The sequence below is a fragment of the Nocardia sp. IBHARD005 genome, from assembly GCF_052814245.1.
Window position 1 is genome coordinate 1804576 of sequence record NZ_CP199935.1, and the last position, 19862, is coordinate 1824437.

Consider the following 19862-nt stretch of genomic DNA (forward strand, 5'->3'; position numbering starts at 1 on the left):
TTCGATCTTCGATCCCAGTCGGCGTAGGTCGAGACCGCCCGGCATGGCCGCAAGCAGGCTCGTCCTCGTCGTGCCGACGTTGGAGATGCCTCGCCATCACCCGGATGCTCTGTTGCGGCAGTGCACATGATTCAGGAACTCGACCCTGATGAGCTTGTCCGCCTGGGAGATCCTGGCGAGCCATCGCACGTAGAGAATCGGTACCTCAACACCTTCCGGCGATCGTATCGCGGAACGCTAGGTTTCCAACTCTCGTCGGGCTTGAACCTCAGTAAGTACGACATCACCTCACTGCCGCCGACTTATGAGCTTGACGTCAATTGGATCGCGGTAGACCAGCCTGCCGTCCCTGTCGCAATCGGACCGGGCGAGACGGCCCTTCGTGCAGCCATCGCATCCGGTCGATCAGTAGTCACGGCCGCTGGTCTGACGACGGCGTCCATCAGGTGGCGTGACGGCGATATGTGGGCGAATCGAATCGCGAAGGAAGCGGTCTTATGACCACCGATGTGGTATGGCTCACCACCGAAGATCTGGCCCGGCGGTTTCAGGTCCCAGTGAAGACGATATCCGTATGGGCGTCAGCCGGAAAAGGTCCGCGCTACATAAAGGTCGGCCGGTACCGGCGATATCGGCTGAGTGACGTCGAAGAGTGGGAGCGGGATCTCCTAAAAACCAGCCGCACTCGGCGAGCTGCATAAGGACACTCGTTCTCGGTTGAGACCGGAATCTCCGACCCCCCTACGACGATAGGTCTACGGGGGGTCGGATCGCGTACGCGGGGCGAGATTCAGCTATCTGTCGGCTAACTTTTCTCGGTAGACGGATGTTCGATTGGCGATCAATAGTTGGCCGCCGCCCCAGGCTGGGGGAGGTGTGAAAGATAATTCGATCCAGAGAGTGTGGAAATGGCAAGCATCCAGGTTCGTGAAATCATGATGGGGCCGAGGGGTGGGCCTAAGAAGAAGGTGAAACGATACATCGTTCGATGGGAAGATCAGAATGGAATACCTGACTCGAAAACCTTCGACAAGCGGGGTCGTTATGATGTTCCGGACACGGCCGAGTACTTCAAGAGCAAAATCGAGGCCAAGCTTCGTGACGGTGAATACGTTAACCCGGACCTCGGTAAGCAGAATGTCAAGGTGTATGCCGAGAAATGGCGGGACCGTGCCCGCAAAGATGGGACATACAAAGCTCGGCAGCAGTTCATCAACAACCTCGGTCCGCTGGCGAAGCTCAGCCTCGCGCAGGTGCAGCGCAGTGATATCCGTGACTGGACCGATCTGCTCCTCACCGGCCGACCATGGTGCAAAGGAAAGGTGCTCCAGCTCTCGACGGTTTCGTTATACCTCCAGCACCTCACGACTCTTCTTCAGATCGCCGTTGACGATGAGCTGATTGTTAAGAACGCTGCCAGGAAGTTCAGGCTCGACGGCGATGACTACGAAGAGGGTCTGAAGGGGCCGACTGCGACAGAGCTCCTCACGCCGCAGCTCATCAGCCGGATCCGGGAACACGCATCCGAGACGGTGTCCATCATGATCCTGCTGAGCGCGCTGACTGGCCTGCGGGTCAGCGAAGTCGCTGGCCTCCGCGTCCAGGACGTGAACTTCGTACGGCGAGAACTCAACGTGGTCCAGCAGGCTGCGCGCAGCCCCAAGAAGGAGCCGATCACGCCCAAGACCAAGTCTTCGCGCCGAACCATCCCGTTGTCCAAGTCGGCTGTGGAAACCCTCGCCGCCTACCTTGCCGACGACGCGCACAACCGCGGTCCCGGCGAGCTGATCTTTGCCGCGCCGCGTGGCGGGCGTTGGTATGCCACCTTGCTCGGTGGCAACTTTCGTCGAGCGTGCGACAAAGCAGGGCTCGGGACGGAGTGGTCATGGCACGACCTCCGACACTATTTCGCATCGCGGCTCATCTTCAAGGGGCGTGATGTAAAGACCGTCAGCGAACTCCTAGGACACTCGTCACCGAATATGACCTGGAAGGTTTACGTCCACCTTTGGCCGGGCCAGGAAGACGCGCTCAGAGAAGACATGGACGAAGCGCTCCAAGACATTACTGCGCAGCGATGGGATGAGAATGGGATGGCATCGGACCTGCGGGCAGAGGCTGCCTAGACTCATGGGATCATGGACCACGCCGAATCCCCCTTGTGACCAGGAGCCCCGTGCCTAGCTTTGTCGACACGACGTTCACCGATCCAGCGCGGATCCGGAACTTCTGCATCATCGCCCACATCGACCATGGCAAATCGACCCTGGCCGATCGGATGTTGCAGCTGACCGGTGTGGTCGAGGAGCGGGCCATGCGCGCCCAGTACCTGGACAGGATGGACATCGAGCGCGAGCGCGGCATCACGATCAAGGCGCAGAACGTGCGGTTGCCGTGGCAGGTCGACGGCACCGACTACGTCCTGCACCTGATCGATACCCCGGGCCACGTCGACTTCACCTACGAGGTCTCCCGCGCGCTCGAGGCCTGTGAGGGCGCGATCCTGCTCGTCGACGCCGCACAGGGTATCGAGGCGCAGACACTGGCCAACCTGTATCTGGCGCTGGAGAAGGATCTGACGATCATTCCCGTGCTGAACAAGATCGACCTGCCCGCCGCGGATCCCGATCGCTACGCGGCCGAGCTGGCCCACATCGTCGGCTGCGAGCCGGGCGACGTGCTGCGTGTCTCGGGCAAGACCGGCGTCGGCGTGACCGAACTGCTGGACAAGGTGATCGAGGCCGTCCCCGCCCCGGTGGGCGACGCCGACGCACCGGCCCGCGCGATGATCTTCGACTCGGTCTACGACACCTACCGGGGCGTGGTCACCTACATCCGCGTGGTCGACGGCAAGATCTCCCCGCGCGAGAAGATCAAGATGATGTCGACCGGCGCGACGCACGAGCTGCTCGAAGTCGGCATCGTCTCGCCCGAACCCAAGCCCACCCAGGGTCTCGGTGTCGGCGAGGTCGGCTACCTGATCACCGGCGTGAAGGACGTGCGCCAGTCGAAGGTCGGCGATACCGTCACCAGCGCCCGCAACGGCGCCACCGAAGCCCTCACCGGCTACCGCGAGCCGCGCCCGATGGTGTACTCCGGTCTGTACCCGGTCGACGGCTCCGACTACCCGGATCTGCGTGACGCACTGGACAAACTGCAGCTCAACGACGCCGCGCTCACCTACGAGCCGGAAACCTCGGTGGCGCTCGGCTTCGGTTTCCGCTGTGGCTTCCTCGGTCTGCTGCACATGGAGATCACCCGCGAGCGGTTGCAGCGCGAGTTCGGTCTGGAGCTCATCTCCACCGCACCCAACGTGGTGTACCGGGTGGAGATGGAGGACGGCACCGAACATGTCGTCACCAACCCGTCGTACTGGCCAGAGGGCAAGTCGCGGCACGTGTACGAACCCATCGTGAAGTGCACCGTCATCTCGCCGAGCGAGTTCATCGGCTCGATCATGGAGCTGTGTCAGCAGCGTCGCGGCGAGCTGGGCGGCATGGACTACCTGTCCGAAACCCGCGTCGAGCTGCGCTACACGATGCCGATGGCCGAGATCATCTTCGACTTCTTCGACCTGCTGAAGTCGCGGACCCGCGGCTACGCCAGCCTCGATTACGAAGAGGCGGGCGAGCAGGAAGCCGATCTGGTGAAGGTCGACATCCTGCTGCAGGGCGAGGCCGTCGACGCGTTCAGCGCGATCGTGCACCGCGACGCCGCGCAGGCCTACGGCCACAAGATGACGACCAAACTGCGCGAACTGATCCCGCGCCAGCAGTTCGAGGTGCCGATCCAGGCCGCGATCGGCGCGAAGATCATTGCCCGCGAGAACATTCGGGCGATCCGCAAGGACGTTCTCGCCAAGTGCTACGGCGGCGACATCAGCCGTAAGCGCAAGCTCCTCGAAAAGCAGAAAGAGGGCAAGAAGCGCATGAAGACCATCGGTCGCGTCGAGGTCCCCCAGGAAGCCTTCGTGGCGGCACTGTCCTCGGATTCGGACAAGCCGAAGAAGTAGGCAAGCCCGCAGAACGACAGCTCAGGCGCCGGTGCTCACCGGCGCCTGAGCTATTTCCACCCGCAGGCGGACACCGCCCAGTGGGCTCCGGTCGAGTTCGGCTGTGCCGGAATGCAATTCGGCCTGCTGGCGAACCAGTGCGAGGCCGAGGCCGGAGCCAGGGGAGCCCGGTCGTTTGGCGAAGCGGTCGAAAGCGGTGGGGGACAGGTGGTCCGGAATGCCGGCGCCGTTGTCGTCGATGGTGATCTCGGCGCCGGTGTCGGTGGCCCGCGCGGCGACGGTGACCTCGGTGGCGTGCCCGTGCAGGACCGCGTTGGCGACGGCATTGGTCACGATCAGCATGATTCCGCCGGGCAACCCGTGTACCGGGACCGGGTCGCACGCGGTGAGCGTGAGGTCGACGCCGGGATTCGCGCGGCGCGCGTTCTGCACCGCGCGGTCGAGGGTTTCGCACAGTTCGAACGGTTCGAACGCGCCCTGATCGGTGAGCTCTCCGACGGCGAGACGTTCCAGATCGGTGAGGGTGCGCTCGATCTGGCCCTCGGCGGCGAGCACGTCGGCGAGGACGGTACCGCGCTGGGCGGTGGGCAGTTCGGTGCCCGCGAGTACCTGCAGGTCGGTGCGCATGGCGGTGAGGGGCGTGCGTAGTTCGTGGGCGCACACAGCGGCGAAATCGCGGGCACTGGCCAGCGCCTGGCGGGTTTCGCCGTGCGCGGTCTCGAGTCGCGTCAGCATCCGGTTGATCGCGTCGGAGAGTTCTTCGGCCTCTCTGGCGCCGCGTCCGGACAGTGGCGGCAGTTCGTCGAGGGTGTCGATTTCGTGGGTGGCGGTAGCGAGCCTGCGCAGCGGGCGCGCGGCTAATCCAGCCAGTATCCAACCCAATCCGGCAGCGAGGAGTACTCCGGTTACCCCGATGCCGAGTCCGATCAGCTGGCTGCGGGTGATGGCGGCGTCGACGAGTTCGCGATCGGCGTCGAGTTTGACCATCAAGCCCGGCGCGCCATGGACCACCGCGAGCGCTCTACCCTCTGCGTTGCCGGGGACCACGAACGGCGGGTGCCGCGGCGTCGGCGGCTCGGACACCGGGGGCAGGAGTGCCGGCGGCAGCGGACGCCCAGAATCGCCGTCGGACGATTGTGCCACCTGCACCCGCATACTGGAGACGATCTGATCGAGCTGACTCCTGCCCGCCACCTTCAGCAGCGCGCCATAGGTCAGGCCGAGCGTCACGGCCACCAGCGCGGCCACCACCGCCGACACCAGCGCGACCCGGAACCGCAACGATCGCGAGGCCTTCACGGCTGATCCCTCAGCACGAAACCGACCCCGCGCACCGTGTGCACCACTCGCCCAACGCCGTTCGCTTCCAGCTTGCGCCGCAGATACGACACGAATACGTCGACCACATTGGTGTCGGTATTGAAGTCGTAACCCCACACCGCGGACAGGATCTGCTCACGCCCGAGCACGATCCCGGCATTGCGCGCCAGCATCACCAGCAGCTCGAACTCCCTCTTGGTGAGGTCGACCGGTGCCGAACCAGCGTGCACCCGATGCCCGGTCAGATCGATCACCACCGCACCGACCCGGATCTTCTCGACCGAGGACGCAGCGGCCACCGGCCTGCGCCGTAACAGCGCGCGCAGCCGGGCGACCAATTCACCCAGATCGAACGGTTTGGTGAGATAGTCGTCGGCACCGCGCTCGAGGGCGGCGATCCGGTCGGTCACCGCGCTGCGCGCGCTGAGTACACAGATCGGGATGTCGTTGCCCATCGCGCGCAGGGCGGTGACCACGCCGACGCCATCGAGTTCGGGCATGTTCACATCGAGCACCATGGCGTCGGGCGCGGCCGAGGCGACCAGGGTGAGTGCCTGGGCGCCATCGCGCGCGGTGATCACGTCGAAGCCCGAGAGCTCGAGGCCGCGCCGCAACGACGCGAGCACGCGGACCTCGTCGTCGACGACCAAGATCTGCTGTTCGGTCATGCACTCACCCTAGTGTTATCGATTGTTCTTGCTGGTCAGAACGGGTGTCCTGGCCTCGAGTCGGCAGAGCCGCTGCCCGGCCATCGGCCGTCCACCCGCGGCGAGAGGTGGCCGGGTTCGGCGTGCGTCCGGCCCGGCTCGCCGGGTCCGACATGCTGGAAGTGCCGGCCGGGCTCGCCCGGCTGCCCGGGGTGGTCGTGTGCGCCGCCACCATGCTCGGTGCAGATGTTGGTGGAGCGCTCGCCGCCGTGGGACGGGGAGCCCGGATCGGCGGTGGCGATGCCCCCCGCCATGGCGGTGATCACGGCGGCGCTGCCGAGCAGCGCGGCGGCTTTGATGCGATTGCGGGTCGAGAGTGCGGTCACTGTTGGGCTCCTGACTGTGGGGTTTCACCGACCCCCTCGGTCGGCAAGGACGACGTTATGGCGCCGATCTTCACGTTCCGTTGAGTAATCGTTAGAGTTCTCTTCGGATCCGGTGCCACTGGTTCCACGGGCTCGCCGAATGATGTTGTCCGCAATAGGGTGGTACCAACCGTTCTGCACGAAATGACAGTTCGGTGTTACCGAATGATGTTGGATGGGCCTCACTTCGCCGCTGTTGTGGTGGGGAACCACAGCGATGGAGTGTTGGAGCTTTGATGACGCGTGATCTGCCTTTCGATGACGGTGCCGCGCGCGCAGAGGGACCGGAGGGGTCGGACACGGCCTACCGGATCGCCAATGGCGTAGCCCGGGTGGCCAGGGCCGGTGCCTACGTCACCGGTGGCGCGTTGGTCGCGGCCAACGGGACCGCGCGCGAGCCGGGCACCAGCAATGCCGACAGCCGGTACGCGGGCTGGTCGCAGCAGACCGTGTCCACCGATCCGAGCCCGGACGCGCCAAGCCCCATCGTGACCTTCCCCGACTTGGCTGTCGAGCCCCCGCCTGCCCCCGTGGTGCCGCACGCGCCGATCTTCGCGCCGCCGAAGGCCGACGCCTCGATGGTCGCCGTGCCGGACGAATCCGGCTGGCGCCCAGAGATTCCCGGCTCCGAGGGTGATCGCGAATTCCGGATCCCCGGCAGCGACGAGCCGTCCAGCGGAATCGGCATTCCGGACTACGGGCACACACCGGCCGGACCCGGCTACGGCTCCACCCCCTTCCCGCTACCCGGCACCACCCCGGATCCCGGCTTCGACCTCCCCGGTTTCGACGGCCTGCCCGGCCAGGGCAACCTCCCCGGCTTCGACCTACCGGGCACCGGCAACGGCCTGCCCGGTTTCGACGGTCTGCCGGGCGGTGGCATCGGCATTCCGGGCTTCGACGGCTTGCCCGGACACGGTTTCGGCATCCCCGGCTATGACAGCGTCGGTATGCCCAGTGGCGATCTGGCCGGCTCCAACGGCATGTTCGACGGTGTCGGCGGCATGTTCGACGGTGTCGGCGCGATGGTGACCACCGACTGGCAGGTCGATGTCCACGTCGGGCTCGACGGGATCTGGGCTACCTCGCAGATGAAGGTCGACGTGCAGGTCGGCCAGGTCGGCGATCAGCTCGACGACTACGGCCAGTGGCTCGGTGACGGACTGAAGGTTCCCGGTGACCCGGCAGCCACCTCGCCGACCGGGTCGGGCCTCGGTACCTCCTCGTCCGGCGGTACCGGCCTCGGCAATTCGTCGTCGGGTGCTCCCGGCCTGCCCGGATCGTCGTCCTCGGGCGTGGGTCTGCCGGGTACGACGGCGCCCACGGCCCCTGCCATCGCCTCCCCTGCCGTCGCGGCTCCCGCGCCGGTCGCCGCGACGCCGTTCGCTCCGGCTCCCGCACCAGCCCCGGCCCCGATCGCCCCCGCGCCGATCGCACCCGCCGCACCCGCGCCGGTCGCTGTCAACCCCGTGGTCAGCACACCGTTGCAGACCACCATCCAGCCCGATGTCGCGACCACCCCGATCGCGAATGTGTTCGGCCACCAGGGCGTTTCGCCGCTGACCGCGCCCGCGGCCTCGGTGCCCGCCCTGTTCACCCCGTCCACACCGACGAAACCCGTTGTGCTGCCCGATGTTTCCGGTGGCGCCAACACCCCGACGACGGTGCCGGTGACCGTCCCGTCCAAGGTCCCGACGGTCGACATCGACACCCCGACGACAGTGAAGCTGCCCGTCCCCACGGCCACGGTCCCGACCGCGCCCGATGACACCAAGGTGCCGATCACCGTGTCGCCGACCGGTCCGGCCAAGCCGACCGTCCCCGACGACGACGTCACCACCAAGCCCGGCACCACCGGCGGCGGGACGACACCCTCCACCGGCGCGAGCACCCCGACCGTCGACGTGCCGAGTCAGACCGCACCCCACACCACCGCGCCGGTGCCCACCCAGCAGCCGACCGCTCCGACAAAGCAACCGACCATCGACCCGCCGACCAAGCAGCCGACCGTCGACATCGACCCGCCGACCGTGGTCACCCCACCACCGGTGGTCACCGTGCAGCCCACCGTCGCGCCGGTAAAACCCCCGGTCATCGAGACCAAGCCGATCGCCGCCGAGTTCGACCAGCACGACGGCGGTTACCATGGCGTTTCGGCCGGATTGTTCGATACGGGCATGGGTGGCGGTGACTTGCTCGCTGCCGCGTATCCCATCGAGCACCACGGATATGACTTCGTGGTCTGAACACGACGATTTCGGCCGTGTTGATGAGACGAGAGTGAGGAACAGTTGTCTGCCGCAGCCGGACTGCAGACCGCGACGGTGAAGCATCCGGATGTGATGGCTCCCGTTGTCGAACTGGTCGACGAACTGCGGGAACTGGTCCGCTCGGGCGGCCGCAACGACCTCGACGCCCGCCTCGGGATGGTGCGGGCCAGGCTCAGCGATCCCCGGGTCAGGATCGTCGTCGTCGGTGAACCGGAGGCGGGGATGAGCACGCTGGTGAACAGCATGGTCGGGTCCCCGGTCAGCGCCACCGAGGGCAAGCCGAGCGTTCCGGTGATCGTCGAATACGGTCAGGCGCCGAGGGCGACGCTGGTGAAATCGGCGCCGGGTGGCCGGGTCGAACGGGTGCCCGTCGATCCGCTCAACCCCCTTCCCGCCCTGACCGCCCTCGGTGTGCTGCGCGCCGAGTTCGCCGAGCCGAGCGCGCTGCTGGCCGACGGTCTCGTCGTCATGGACGCGCCGGGTTCGACCGCCCACGAGGCGGCCGCCTGGTCGATGATCGCCGCCGCCGACGTGGTCCTCTACGCCGCCGATTCCGCCGCCGAACTCACCGAGGCCCAGCTGGACTACCTGCGCCGGGTCGAGCAGGTGTGCCCGGCGGTGGTCTGCGTGCTCACCAAGATCGACCGCAACCCGCACTGGTCGCTGACCCAGCGGCGCAATCGCACGCTGCTCGACGGTGCCGGGCTGAACTTCGCGGTGGCGCCCGTCTCGGGTCTGCTGCACCGGGAGGCCACCGAGCGCGGCGACCAGCAGCGCGATGCCGAGTCGGGGGTGCCCCAGCTCATCGATCACCTGCGCGAATATGTTGTCGCCCAGGCTGATTCGGTGGCTGTTGCGGCCGCGGTGCGCGATATCGCGCTGATCACCGACCAGCTCACCGTCACCCTGCGGGCCGAGTCGGACACGTTGCGCGACCCGCGCAGGCGCGCCGAGATCACCCAGCGCCTGGCCGCCGCGCGCACCACCGCCGATCAGCTGCGCCAGCGCACCGCCACCTGGCAGGTCACCCTCGTCGACGGCAGTTCCGAGCTCAGCGCCGATATCGAACACGATCTGCGGCACCGGTTACGCAGCCTGGTCCGGGAGGCCGAGGCCGAGATCACCCGCACCGATCCCGCCCGCAAGTGGGCCGATTTCGCCTCCGAACTCGACGCGCGGATCTGTGAGGCGGTCGAGGAGAACTTCGTGATGGCGCATTACCGTGCCGTCGAGCTCACCGAGCAGGTGGCCTCGAAGTTCCCGCCCGACAACCGAACCCCGCCACTGCCCGAACTGCGCCTGACCAACCCCGGCGAGGTCCTGGAACCGGTACAGCCGCTGGAACCTCTCGAAAGCGCCAAAGCCGGTGTGGGACAACAGCTGCTCACCGCGCTGCGCGGGTCCTACGGTGGCATCCTGATGGTCGGTCTCGCCACCAGCCTGCTCGGCATGTCACTGGTCAACTGGTACTCCGCAGGCGCGGGCGTGCTGCTCGGCGTGAACGCGCTCTGGGACGATCGCAAGAACCGCAAGCAGCGCAGGCAGGCCGAGGCCAAGGTCGCCGTTGCCCGGCTGGCCGATGACGTGATCTTCCAGGTGGGCAAGGAATCGCGCAACCGCTTGCGCGCACTGCAACGAGTGCTGCGCGACCACTACACCGAGATCGCCGCCGAAGTGGGCCGCACCGCCGACGAGGCACTGCGCGCCGCCGAGGAAACCGGTCTGCGCTACGGCGACCACCGCGAACTGCGCATCACCGAGATCGACGCGGGCCTGCGCACAGTGGCCGGGCTACGCGCTCGCGCCGAACATCTCGCCTACTGAGCAGGCGCACGATGGGCCGATCACCTGGTCCGGCGCCGGGCGAAGGCTCGGACTTCAGGGTCGGTGCGACGGTGCGTGCGCGGGCTGGAACTGACCGGCGTTGCGCTGGTCCTCGGCCCGGATCACGTGGGTCACGGCGTTGATCAGCGCCAGGTGGGTGAACGCCTGCGGGAAGTTGCCCAGGTGACGCCCGGTGCGCGAGTCGATCTCCTCGGCGTAGAGGCGCAGCGGGCTGGCCAGTCCGAGCAGGCGCTCGCACAGATTGGTGGCCCGTTCGAGTTCGCCGATCTCCACCAGTGCCGAGACCAGCCAGAACGAGCAGATCGTGAACGTGCCCTCCTCGCCCTCCAGACCGTCGTCGGTGGTCTCGGTGCGGTAGCGCAGCACGAGCCCGTTGACGGTGAGATGGTCGGCGATGGCGAGCACCGTCGCGCGGATCCGCGGATCGTCGGGCGGTAGGAAACGGGTCAGCACCGCCAGCAGCAGCGAGGCATCGAGAGTGTCGCCGCCGTAGGTCTGCGTGAAGATGCCCGCCTCGCTGACACCGAATTCGAGGACGTCAGCCCGGATCTCCTCGGCGATCGTGAACCACTCGGCCGCACGCTCGTGCTGGCCGTGCAATTGCGCCAGCCGGGCACCGCGATCCAGCGCCACCCAGCACATCACCTTCGACGAGGTGAAGTCCCGCGGTTCGCCGCGCACCTCCCAGATCCCGCGATCGGGTTTGCGCCAGTTCGCGACCGCCGCGTGCACGGTGCGTTCGAGCAATGGCCACAGCGATTCCGGCACCTGCCCGCGCGATTTCACGTGCAGGTACACCGCGTCGAGCATGGTGCCCCAGATGTCGTGCTGGTCCTGGTCGTAGGCGGCGTTGCCGATGCGGACCGGGCGCGCGCCGTCGTAGCCGGACAGATTCGGCAGCTCGTACTCGGTGAGGTGACGTTCGCCGCCGATCCCGTAGAGCACCTGCAGGGGAACCGCGTCCCCGTTGTCCTCGGTGGTGACGTCGTCGAGGAAGGCGAAGAAGTCGTTGGCCTCGCGGTCGAGACCGAGGGTGTAGAGGCCCCACAACGCGAAACTCGCATCGCGCACCCAGGTGTAGCGATAGTCCCAGTTGCGGTGTCCACCAGGGGTTTCCGGAAGTGAGGTGGTCGAGGCGGCGAGTAGCGCACCGGTCGGCGCGTAGGTGAGTCCCTTCAGGGTGAGCGCGCTGCGCTGCAAGTAGCTGCGCCACGGATGATCGGGGAAGTCGCCCTGGGTGATCCAGCGCCGCCAGCATTCGGCGGTCGCCCACATCTTCTGTGCCGCGTCGTCGAAGGTGACGGGCGCGGGCAGTTCCGACCAGGTCAGCGCGACGAACACCTGGTCGCCCTCGGCCATCCTGGTGCGGGCCCGTGCTTCTCTGCCCTCCAAGCCGAGTCGCAGGTCGGTGGTGAGAACAAGCCACGGCCCGACATCCGGGTCGCCCGACGCCCGCGCGGTCGCCTGCTCATAGACCTTGCCGGTGTACTCCCATTTGGCCCCGCCCTGGTGGTAGTCGAACGAGGGCTGACAGCTCATTTCCAGCTCGACGGTGCCGCTCACACACTTGACCGTGCGCAGCAGCACGTGTTCGGCGTCCCAGTCCATCGGAGTACGCCGGTGGGTTTTCGACCGGGCCATGTTGTTGTGCCACGGGCCCAGTACCAGCGCGTCGCGCACGATCAGCCAGCCGGTTTCGGTCTGCCAGGTGGTTTCCAGGATCATCCCGCCCGGCAGATACCGCCGCGCCGCGGGCACGTTCTTGCCGTAGGGGCCGATGCGGAAATGTCCGGCGCTGCGGTCCAGGATCGAGCCGAAAACGCTGGGGGAGTCGGGGCGTGGCACGCACATCCACTCCACCGAGCCGCTGCTGGCGATCAGGCAGCTGGATTCACAGTCGGACAGGAAGGCGTAGTCGTCGATCGGTGGAAACGCACCGCGACGGCCGCTGGAGGAGACCGGACTCAGAATCGGCAGGCTGTCTACGCTGGGAGACTCCATACCCCATCATCACGGCGGTTTCGGCGCGCGTCCACCGCCGCGGGGAGCGATCTCGGTTGATCCGCTGGTCGCGGCCCGGAATTCACCTGCGCCGATGCGGACGGCGAGGGCGTTCGCGGTGACCGACTAGGCTGGTCGGCGTGCAACGCATCGCAGGTTGGTGGGACGGCTTCGAACTCTGGGTAGCCGGGCTGCCGTTCATTCCGCAGTTTCTCGTGGTGCTGGTCGGCATGGTCCCGATCAGCTTCGCCATCGCCTTCCTTCTCGACCGCGGCTTGCGCGTGGCCTTTCGCGTCCTGCGCCGCGACGATCGCACCGAACCGCCGATGCCGGTGATCCTTGCCGAACGGCCGACCGTGGGCAGCGGTGCCCGCTGATGCCACGTTCTCGCGTTCAGCTCGCACTTATCGGTTTGCTTGTTCTTGTTGTTATTGCTTGGTTCTTCACGCGGTGATTTGAGGCGCTGGGACATGGTGCCTAGTAGTCCCAGGCTGTATACGCTGTGTTTTTGGCGCGCTGGCGCGCGCGTGTCCGCGGCCCCAAGGGGCCGCCGGTTAGCGCTCGAGACTTGCGCCTGCGGCGCGTGCGCTTTCGAGCGCTAACCGGCGACCCGGCCGCGGACCGGCCACTTCGTGGCCGCCGCTCCCCAGGGGTCGCGGGTGCGGGGCCGGGAGTGCTGTCATGGCGGACCTGGGGCGCACGGTGTGGCTGGTAACGCGGGAGGGCGTCTTGTTCGGTGGGTGAGGACTAGTTCTTGCGCCAGTCGTCGAACCGTTTGCCGAGGTCCGACACCGTGCGGCCGACTTCATGGCCGACCGTGTTCACCGCAGAGCCCACATCGCGTCCGAGGTCGCGCACCGTGCGAACCAGCATGTCCTCGGATTGATCGAACGACTCGCGATAGTGCCGGGCCGCCTCTTTGACCTCCTCGCTGATGCTCGCGTTGCGGTCGTGCTCGCGGCGCGGGTAGGTGCCGCCGAGCACCCGGTCATAGTCGCCGGACTGGATCCAGCGACGCAGCTCGGCCGCGCGCAGCACCGAGAACGGGTGCGACTGTAACTCCAGGTTGAGCAGCTTGAGCACGCCGTCGCGCAGGTCACCCGAGCGCAGGTAGTCGTCGGCCTGGTCCAGGAACGCGCCGTGGTTCATCTCGTGCAGCCACGCGCCACCCGCGGTCTTCATGTGCACGCGCACCGAGGCCTCCACGTCCTGGCAGCACAGCAGTCCCGCCCGGTCGCCGGACAGCTCCGACTTGCGGCTCCACTCCATCAGCGCCGCCACGATCGCGCGCAACGCCCAGCCGCCGACCGGCATCCAGCCGACCGAGGCCGACAGGCGCATCAGGTGCATGAGCATCGTGCGATAGACCGCGTGCCCCGACAGCGCGTGCCCGAGTTCGTGGCCGACCACGAACCGCAGCTCCTCGGTGTCCATCAGTTCGAGCAGGCCGGTGGTGAGCACGATGAACGGCTTGTCCATCCCGATGGTGAACGCGTTCACCGACGGGTCCTGCAGCACGAACATCTCCGGGGTGGACTGCGCGTCGAGCACGCCGACGCAGTCCGCGCGCAACTGGTGCAGCGTGCGGAACTGCCGATCGTCGACCCGCACGGCGGTCGCCAGATACATCAACCGGTGCTGACGCTCGCGCAGCAATCCCGACAGTGCCCGCAGCACCGTGTCGAAGCCGCTCAGCGAGCGCAGTGCCACGAGCGCGGTGCGGTCGGCCGGGTGTTCCCACGCGCGCGTGCTGATCTCCGGAAAACGCGTGCGAACCCGGTCTGGAGCCATGGTCATAGGATGAAATCCCCCCTGGTTAGAGAACTCTCGTCGATTGCGATCATCATGTCGCAATCTGCTACAGTCTGCCTGTGTCGTCGAGTGTCGCCCCGCAGATCCGCCATGAGTTGGCGTTGATCGCTGTCGGCAACCTCGCCGTCGCCGACATCCTCTGTCGATGATCGGCCACTGGACTCGTCTGCGCGTTTCTGCCCAGTAGACTGGCGCGCGCTTTCCTTTCGCAGTCGTAGTCCGTCACTGTCGGGGCCACTGGCCCGAGTCGCGCCAACTGTCGTGTATTCCGCACGCGACAGGTCTACCGATCGATGAGCGTAATCCTGCCGCCACGAAAGATGTTGCGCCGCAGGTCTTTCCCGAAAGGTTCACCCCGATGTCTCGCAATACCTGGATCGGCTCGCGCCGCCGCGCCGCCGCCATCGCTCTCACTGCTGTCGCCGCGCTCGCGCTGACCGCTTGCGGCGGTGGCGCCAGTGACTCGACCGACGGCAGCGACACCGTGGCCGACGGCAGTGGGGGCACCATCAACCTCTATGCCTACGCCGTGCCCAAGCCGGGCTTCGACAAGGTCACCCCCGAATTCAACAAGACCGAGGCGGGCAAGGGCGTGGCGGTGCGGCCGTCGTACGGCGCATCGGGCGACCAGTCACGCAAGGTCAAAGACGGCGCCGAGGCCGACGTCGTGAACTTCTCCGTCGAGCCCGACATCACCCGCCTCGTCGACGCGGGCCTGGTCGAGGAGACCTGGAACGCCGACGCCACCAAGGGCATCCCCTTCGGCTCGGTCGTCACCCTGGTGGTCCGCAAGGGCAACCCCAAGGGCATCAAGGACTGGGACGACCTGCTGAAGCCGGGTGTCGAGGTCGTCACCCCGAACCCGTTCAGCTCGGGCTCGGCCAAGTGGAACCTGCTCGCGCCCTACGCCGCCAAGAGTGACGGCGGCAAGAACCAGCAGGCGGGTCTGGACTACCTGTCGCAGCTCATCTCGCCCGAACACGTGAAGGTGCAGCCCAAGTCGGGCCGCGAAGCCACCGAAACCTTCCTGCAGGGCACCGGTGACGTGCTGCTGAGCTACGAGAACGAGGCCATCTTCTCCGAGCGCAACGGCGACCCGATCGAGCACATCAACCCGCCGACCACCTTCAAGATCGAGAACCCGGTCGCGGTGCTGAAGAACTCCAAGAACCTGGCCAAGGCCACCGCGTTCCGAGACTTCCTCTTCACCGCCGAAGGCCAGAAGGCGTGGGCGCAGGCAGGCTTCCGTCCGGTCGACCCGAAGGTCGCCGCCGAGTTCGCCGCGGACTTCCCGACCCCGGCCAAGCTGTGGACCATCGATGACCTCGGTGGCTGGAAGGCCGTCGACAAGGATCTGTTCGCGCAGGGCACCGGCAAGGTCGCCGTCATCTACGACAAGGCCACCAAGTAGGCCGTGACCCGGCTCACACGCGATACTGGACAACTGTGACTGACAGCAGTGGGCCCGCCGGGATCGGGGAAACCTCCGATCCCGGCGTTGCCGTAAAACTGGACAAGAAGCCGCCGACCTCGCGCGGACCTAGCTGGTCGTGGCTGCGCGTCACCGGCTCGGTCGGCCCCTTCGGCATCGGCGTCGCCGTGATGTGGCTCAGCGTGATCGTGCTGCTGCCGCTGGCGGCGCTCACCGTCAGCTCGTTCGAAGACGGCTGGCCGGGCTTCTGGGACGCGGTTACCGCACCCTCGGCGCTGGACTCGCTGAAGGTGACGATCGGCGTCTCGGTGATCGTCGCCGTGATCAATGTCGTGATGGGCACCCTGATCGCCTGGGTGCTGGTGCGTGACGAATTCCCCGGCAAGGGCATCGTCAACGCGCTGATCGACCTGCCGTTCGCGCTGCCGACGATCGTCGCCTCGATCGTGCTGCTGGCGCTGTACGGCCCGAACAGCCCGGTCGACATTCAGCTCAACGCCACCCAGCCCGGTCTGGTGGTGGCGCTGGCCTTCGTCACGCTGCCGTTCGTGGTGCGTTCGGTGCAGCCGGTGCTGATCGAGGTCGACAAGGAAGTGGAACAGGCCGCGCTCTCACTGGGTGCGAGCAACTGGACTACATTTCGTCGGATCGTGCTGCCCACGCTGACGCCTGCGATCATCTCCGGCGGCGGGCTAGCCTTCGCCAGGGCGATCGGTGAGTACGGCTCGGTGGTGCTGATCGGCGGCAATATTCCGCGCGAGACGCAGATGACCTCGCAGTACATCCAGCAGCAGATCGAGGTCGACCGGCCGATCAACGCGGCTGCGGTCTCGGTGGCGCTGCTGGTTATCTCCTTCGCCACGCTGTTCGTGCTGCGGCTGCTGGCCGAGCGCGCATCCCGAAAGGAGAGGGCGGACCAATGAGGCTCTCCGTGTTCACCCGCCTTTCGCTGCGGACCGTCGCGCTGGGCTACCTGCTGATTCTGCTGGTATTGCCGCTGGGCGTCATTCTGTACCGCACGTTCGAGCGGGGGATCGGTGCATTTATCGACTCGATCACCACGCCTGCGGCGATCTCGGCGTTCCAGTTGTCGATGATCATCGTGGCCATCGTGGTACCGCTGAACGTGATCTTCGGCGTCATCACCGCGCTGGCACTGGTCCGTAGCAAGTTTCCCGGCCGCAATCTGGTCCAGGGTCTTGTGGACTTGCCGATCGCGACGTCGCCGGTCGTGGTGGGCGTTTCGCTGATCCTGCTCTGGGGTGCGGGCGGCTGGTTCGGCGCGATCGAGAACACCGGCTTCAAAGTGATCTTCAGTTTGCCGGGCATGGTCATTGCGACGATCTTCGTCACGCTGCCATTCGTTGTTCGCGAGGTCGAACCGGTGCTGCACGAGATCGGTGAGGACCAGGAGATGGCCGCGGCGACCCTCGGTGCCACTGGCTGGCAGACGTTTTGGCGGATCACGCTGCCCGCGATTCGCTGGGGCCTGACATACGGCGTCGTGCTCACCGTGGCTCGTTCACTCGGCGAATTCGGCGCGGTGATCATGGTGTCGACCGCACTACCGGGCAAGTCGCAAACACTGACCCTGTTGGTGCATGGCCGCTACATCAACGATCACAACACCTTCGGCGCCTACAGCGCGGCCACCCTGCTGATGGGTATGGCACTGGTGGTTCTTCTCCTGATGACTCTTCTCGAACGCAAGCGGGGCACCGAATGATCACCGTGACCAACGCGCGCAAGAACTACGGTTCCTTCGCCGCGCTCGACGATGTCAGCATCGACATCCCATCTGGCGAGTTGACCGCCTTGCTCGGCCCGTCCGGTTCGGGCAAGTCGACACTGCTGCGCTCGATCGCCGGACTCGAGTCGCTCGATTCAGGCATCGTCATGATTGCGGGCAAGGACGTCACCCGTGTCTCACCGCAGAAGCGCGATATCGGCTTCGTGTTCCAGCACTACGCCGCGTTCAAGCACATGACCGTGCGCGACAATGTCGCGTTCGGCCTGAGCATCCGCAAGCGGCCGAAGAAGGAAATCTCCAAGCGCGTCGACGAGCTGCTCGGCATCGTCGGCCTCGACGGTTTCCAGCACCGTTACCCGGCGCAGCTGTCGGGTGGTCAGCGCCAGCGCATGGCACTGGCTCGTGCGCTGGCCGTCGACCCGCAGGTGCTGCTGCTCGACGAGCCGTTCGGCGCGCTCGACGCCAAGGTGCGCACCGATCTGCGCCAGTGGCTGCGCCGGTTGCACGACGAGGTCCACGTGACCACCGTGCTGGTCACCCACGACCAGGAGGAAGCCCTGGATGTGGCAGACCGGATCGCGGTGATGAACAAGGGCCGCATCGAGCAGGTCGGTTCGCCCGAGGAGGTCTACGACCGGCCCGCCAACGAGTTCGTGATGTCGTTCCTCGGCGCGGTCGCCCGGCTCAACGGCCATCTGGTCCGCCCGCACGACATCCGCGTCGGCCGCGATCCGAGCATGGCGATGGCCGAACACGAGGGCACCGCCGAATCGGCGGGCGTCACCAGGGCCACGGTTGAGCGGATCGTGCGTCTCGGTTTCGAGGTGCGCCTGGAACTGCGCAATGCCGCGACCGGCGACAAGTTCGCCGCCCAGGTAACCCGCGGTGACGCCGCGGCGCTACACCTGACCGAGGGCGAGACGGTCTACGCGAGGGCGACCCGGATCCCGGACCTCCCGCACGTCTGATCCACCCTGCTACGAACGGGCCCCGCGACATACGTCGCGGGGCCCGTTCGCGTTGCCGAGGGATTCGCCGGCGGGACGAAACCCTCGATGGACGCGGATCGGCGCAGGTTAACCGGTACCGGTGGTTCGCAGGCCGGAATGACGCACTCGGCGGACAACTATTTTCCGCGTCTTCCCGCAGACCCTCGAAGACTGTGCATGACGCAGTGTCACAGGTAGAAGCGCTTTTACTGGCGAGTAGCTTCCTCAACAGGGCTTTCGGCGCGCCGAGCACGCGAAATTCGGCACTGCGCAGAGTTGACGTGACTCCGTGTAGGTGTAACCATTGGAAACAGTAAACGTCCCTAGAGGAGAGGCAGTGACGACGATGTCTGCGCCCACCACCCCTGACGTCGATCCCGTAGTCGCGGAGGCTCAGGCGTACGCCGAGAAGTTGCTGATGCTGTCCGAGGCATCGGTCGATCGCCACTTCGACCCGTTCGAGGACATCGACTGGGACGCTCCTGACTTCGATCCGAACTGCAAGCCCGAGCGCTGGGTCCTGGTGACCTCGGCTGACCCCATCGGTCGCCACCCCTGGTACCAGGCGCTGCCGCTGGAGACCAAGATCGAGATCGGCAAGGTCCGCCAGGCCAACGTGGCCAAGGTCGGCCTGCAGTTCGAGGCCATCCTGATCGTCGGCATGATGCAGCACATCTTCAACCTGAAGAACAACGACCCGGAGTTCCGGTACTGCTCGCACGAGATGATCGAAGAGCACAACCACACTCTGATGTTCCAGGAGATGGTCAACCGCGTCGCCGACGTGCCGGGGATGAACCCGCTCGTGCGTCAGCTCCGTCACCTGGGCGCCCCGGCCGGTGCGCTGTTCCCGAACCTGTTCTTCATGGCCGTGCTCGCCGGCGAAGAGCCGATCGACCACATCCAGAAGGACATCCTGCGCTCGGGTGACGACATCCACCCGATCATGCGCGGCGTGATGGCGATCCACGTGGCCGAGGAAGCCCGCCACATCTCCTTCGCCCACGAGTTCCTCAAGAAGAACGTGCCCGCGCAGCGCGCGTTCAACAAGTTCGTGCTGTCGATCGCCATGCCGACGATCATGTTCATCCTCGGCCGGGCCATCGCGACCCCGCCGAAGACGTTCTTCAAGCAGTTCGACATGCCCGCCCACGTGCGCAAGGAGCTGTTCTACGGCTCCAAGGAGGCCAAGCAGGTCTTCGCCGACTACTTCATCGACGTGCGCGCGCTCGCCGAGGAGATCGGCCTGATGAACCCGGTGGCCCGCAGGGTGTGGAAGATGTTCGGCATCGACGGCCCGTCGAGCCGGTACCGTTCGGAGCCCAAGCGCTCCGCGAAGCACGCCGCCTGAGACGATAA

17 protein-coding genes are annotated in these 19862 nt (G+C 66.3%); 12 read left to right on the forward strand and 5 right to left on the reverse strand.

What is annotated here, in order from left to right:
- The first annotated feature begins 497 nt into the window (after positions 1-497).
- The 3 genes from ACTWPB_RS08445 to lepA all read left to right on the forward strand — a co-directional run bounded on the left by ACTWPB_RS08445 (position 498) and on the right by lepA (position 4012).
- Complete coding sequence (locus tag ACTWPB_RS08445; protein WP_446225126.1) at positions 498-701, forward strand: helix-turn-helix domain-containing protein; 204 nt, start codon at positions 498-500, stop codon at positions 699-701.
- A gap of 207 nt (positions 702-908) precedes the next feature.
- Entirely contained in the window at positions 909-2126 is a 1218-nt protein-coding gene (locus tag ACTWPB_RS08450) for a tyrosine-type recombinase/integrase (protein WP_446225127.1), read from the forward strand.
- Between the two features lie 35 nt (positions 2127-2161).
- Positions 2162-4012 (forward strand): translation elongation factor 4, encoded by a 1851-nt coding sequence (lepA, locus tag ACTWPB_RS08455; protein WP_446225128.1) that lies wholly within the window; start codon positions 2162-2164, stop codon positions 4010-4012.
- A 21-nt stretch (positions 4013-4033) separates the two neighbouring features.
- On the opposite strand, the gene ACTWPB_RS08460 is transcribed toward lepA, so the two are convergent.
- The 3 genes from ACTWPB_RS08460 to ACTWPB_RS08470 are packed head-to-tail and all read right to left on the reverse strand — an operon-like array spanning position 4034 to position 6365.
- Positions 4034-5311 (reverse strand): HAMP domain-containing sensor histidine kinase, encoded by a 1278-nt coding sequence (locus tag ACTWPB_RS08460; protein WP_446225129.1) that lies wholly within the window; start codon positions 5309-5311, stop codon positions 4034-4036.
- On the reverse strand, positions 5308-6000 hold the full coding sequence (locus ACTWPB_RS08465) for a response regulator transcription factor (RefSeq protein ID WP_446225130.1): 693 nt from the start codon (positions 5998-6000) through the stop codon (positions 5308-5310). Before ACTWPB_RS08465 ends, ACTWPB_RS08460 begins: the two co-directional genes overlap by 4 nt.
- 35 nt (positions 6001-6035) lie before the next feature.
- Positions 6036-6365, reverse strand: coding sequence for a hypothetical protein (locus tag ACTWPB_RS08470; RefSeq protein ID WP_446225131.1), 330 nt, complete (start codon positions 6363-6365; stop codon positions 6036-6038).
- Positions 6366-6640: 275 nt separating this feature from the next.
- Between ACTWPB_RS08470 and ACTWPB_RS08475 the strand changes: the two genes are divergently transcribed.
- Both ACTWPB_RS08475 and ACTWPB_RS08480 read left to right on the forward strand, forming a co-directional pair.
- Complete coding sequence (locus ACTWPB_RS08475) at positions 6641-8650, forward strand: hypothetical protein (RefSeq protein ID WP_446225132.1); 2010 nt, start codon at positions 6641-6643, stop codon at positions 8648-8650.
- Positions 8651-8695: 45 nt separating this feature from the next.
- The gene (locus tag ACTWPB_RS08480; protein ID WP_446225133.1) at positions 8696-10498 is read left to right on the forward strand and encodes a hypothetical protein; all 1803 of its coding nucleotides are present in this window, start codon (positions 8696-8698) and stop codon (positions 10496-10498) included.
- A gap of 54 nt (positions 10499-10552) precedes the next feature.
- On the opposite strand, the gene ACTWPB_RS08485 is transcribed toward ACTWPB_RS08480, so the two are convergent.
- The gene (locus ACTWPB_RS08485) at positions 10553-12520 is read right to left on the reverse strand and encodes a glycoside hydrolase family 15 protein (protein ID WP_446225134.1); all 1968 of its coding nucleotides are present in this window, start codon (positions 12518-12520) and stop codon (positions 10553-10555) included.
- Positions 12521-12660: 140 nt separating this feature from the next.
- On the opposite strand from ACTWPB_RS08485, the gene ACTWPB_RS08490 reads away from it, so the two are divergent.
- Positions 12661-12897 (forward strand): hypothetical protein, encoded by a 237-nt coding sequence (locus tag ACTWPB_RS08490; protein ID WP_446225135.1) that lies wholly within the window; start codon positions 12661-12663, stop codon positions 12895-12897.
- 370 nt (positions 12898-13267) lie between these two features.
- Here ACTWPB_RS08490 and ACTWPB_RS08495 read toward each other — a convergent pair whose 3' ends face one another.
- Positions 13268-14317, reverse strand: a complete 1050-nt coding sequence (locus tag ACTWPB_RS08495) for a M48 family metallopeptidase (protein WP_446225136.1) — start codon at positions 14315-14317, stop codon at positions 13268-13270.
- Positions 14318-14391: 74 nt separating this feature from the next.
- On the opposite strand from ACTWPB_RS08495, the gene ACTWPB_RS08500 reads away from it, so the two are divergent.
- The 6 genes from ACTWPB_RS08500 to ACTWPB_RS08525 all read left to right on the forward strand — a co-directional run bounded on the left by ACTWPB_RS08500 (position 14392) and on the right by ACTWPB_RS08525 (position 19854).
- Complete coding sequence (locus tag ACTWPB_RS08500; protein WP_019045829.1) at positions 14392-14481, forward strand: Ms4533A family Cys-rich leader peptide; 90 nt, start codon at positions 14392-14394, stop codon at positions 14479-14481.
- A gap of 209 nt (positions 14482-14690) precedes the next feature.
- A complete protein-coding gene (locus ACTWPB_RS08505) occupies positions 14691-15743 on the forward strand; it encodes a sulfate ABC transporter substrate-binding protein (RefSeq protein ID WP_446225137.1) in 1053 nt (350 codons plus the stop codon).
- 98 nt (positions 15744-15841) lie between these two features.
- The gene (cysT, locus tag ACTWPB_RS08510) at positions 15842-16687 is read left to right on the forward strand and encodes a sulfate ABC transporter permease subunit CysT (RefSeq protein WP_446226263.1); all 846 of its coding nucleotides are present in this window, start codon (positions 15842-15844) and stop codon (positions 16685-16687) included.
- Positions 16684-17490 carry a sulfate ABC transporter permease subunit CysW gene (gene cysW, locus ACTWPB_RS08515; protein ID WP_446225138.1) on the forward strand — a complete coding sequence of 269 codons (807 nt, stop codon included), beginning with the start codon at positions 16684-16686 and terminating at the stop codon, positions 17488-17490. The genes cysT and cysW overlap by 4 nt, the downstream gene beginning before the upstream one ends.
- Positions 17487-18482: a sulfate/molybdate ABC transporter ATP-binding protein gene (locus ACTWPB_RS08520; protein WP_446225139.1), complete on the forward strand. Its 996-nt coding sequence runs from the start codon at positions 17487-17489 to the stop codon at positions 18480-18482. Before cysW ends, ACTWPB_RS08520 begins: the two co-directional genes overlap by 4 nt.
- Positions 18483-18849: 367 nt before the next feature.
- Positions 18850-19854, forward strand: a complete 1005-nt coding sequence (locus ACTWPB_RS08525) for an AurF N-oxygenase family protein (protein ID WP_446226264.1) — start codon at positions 18850-18852, stop codon at positions 19852-19854.
- Positions 19855-19862 lie beyond the last annotated feature (8 nt).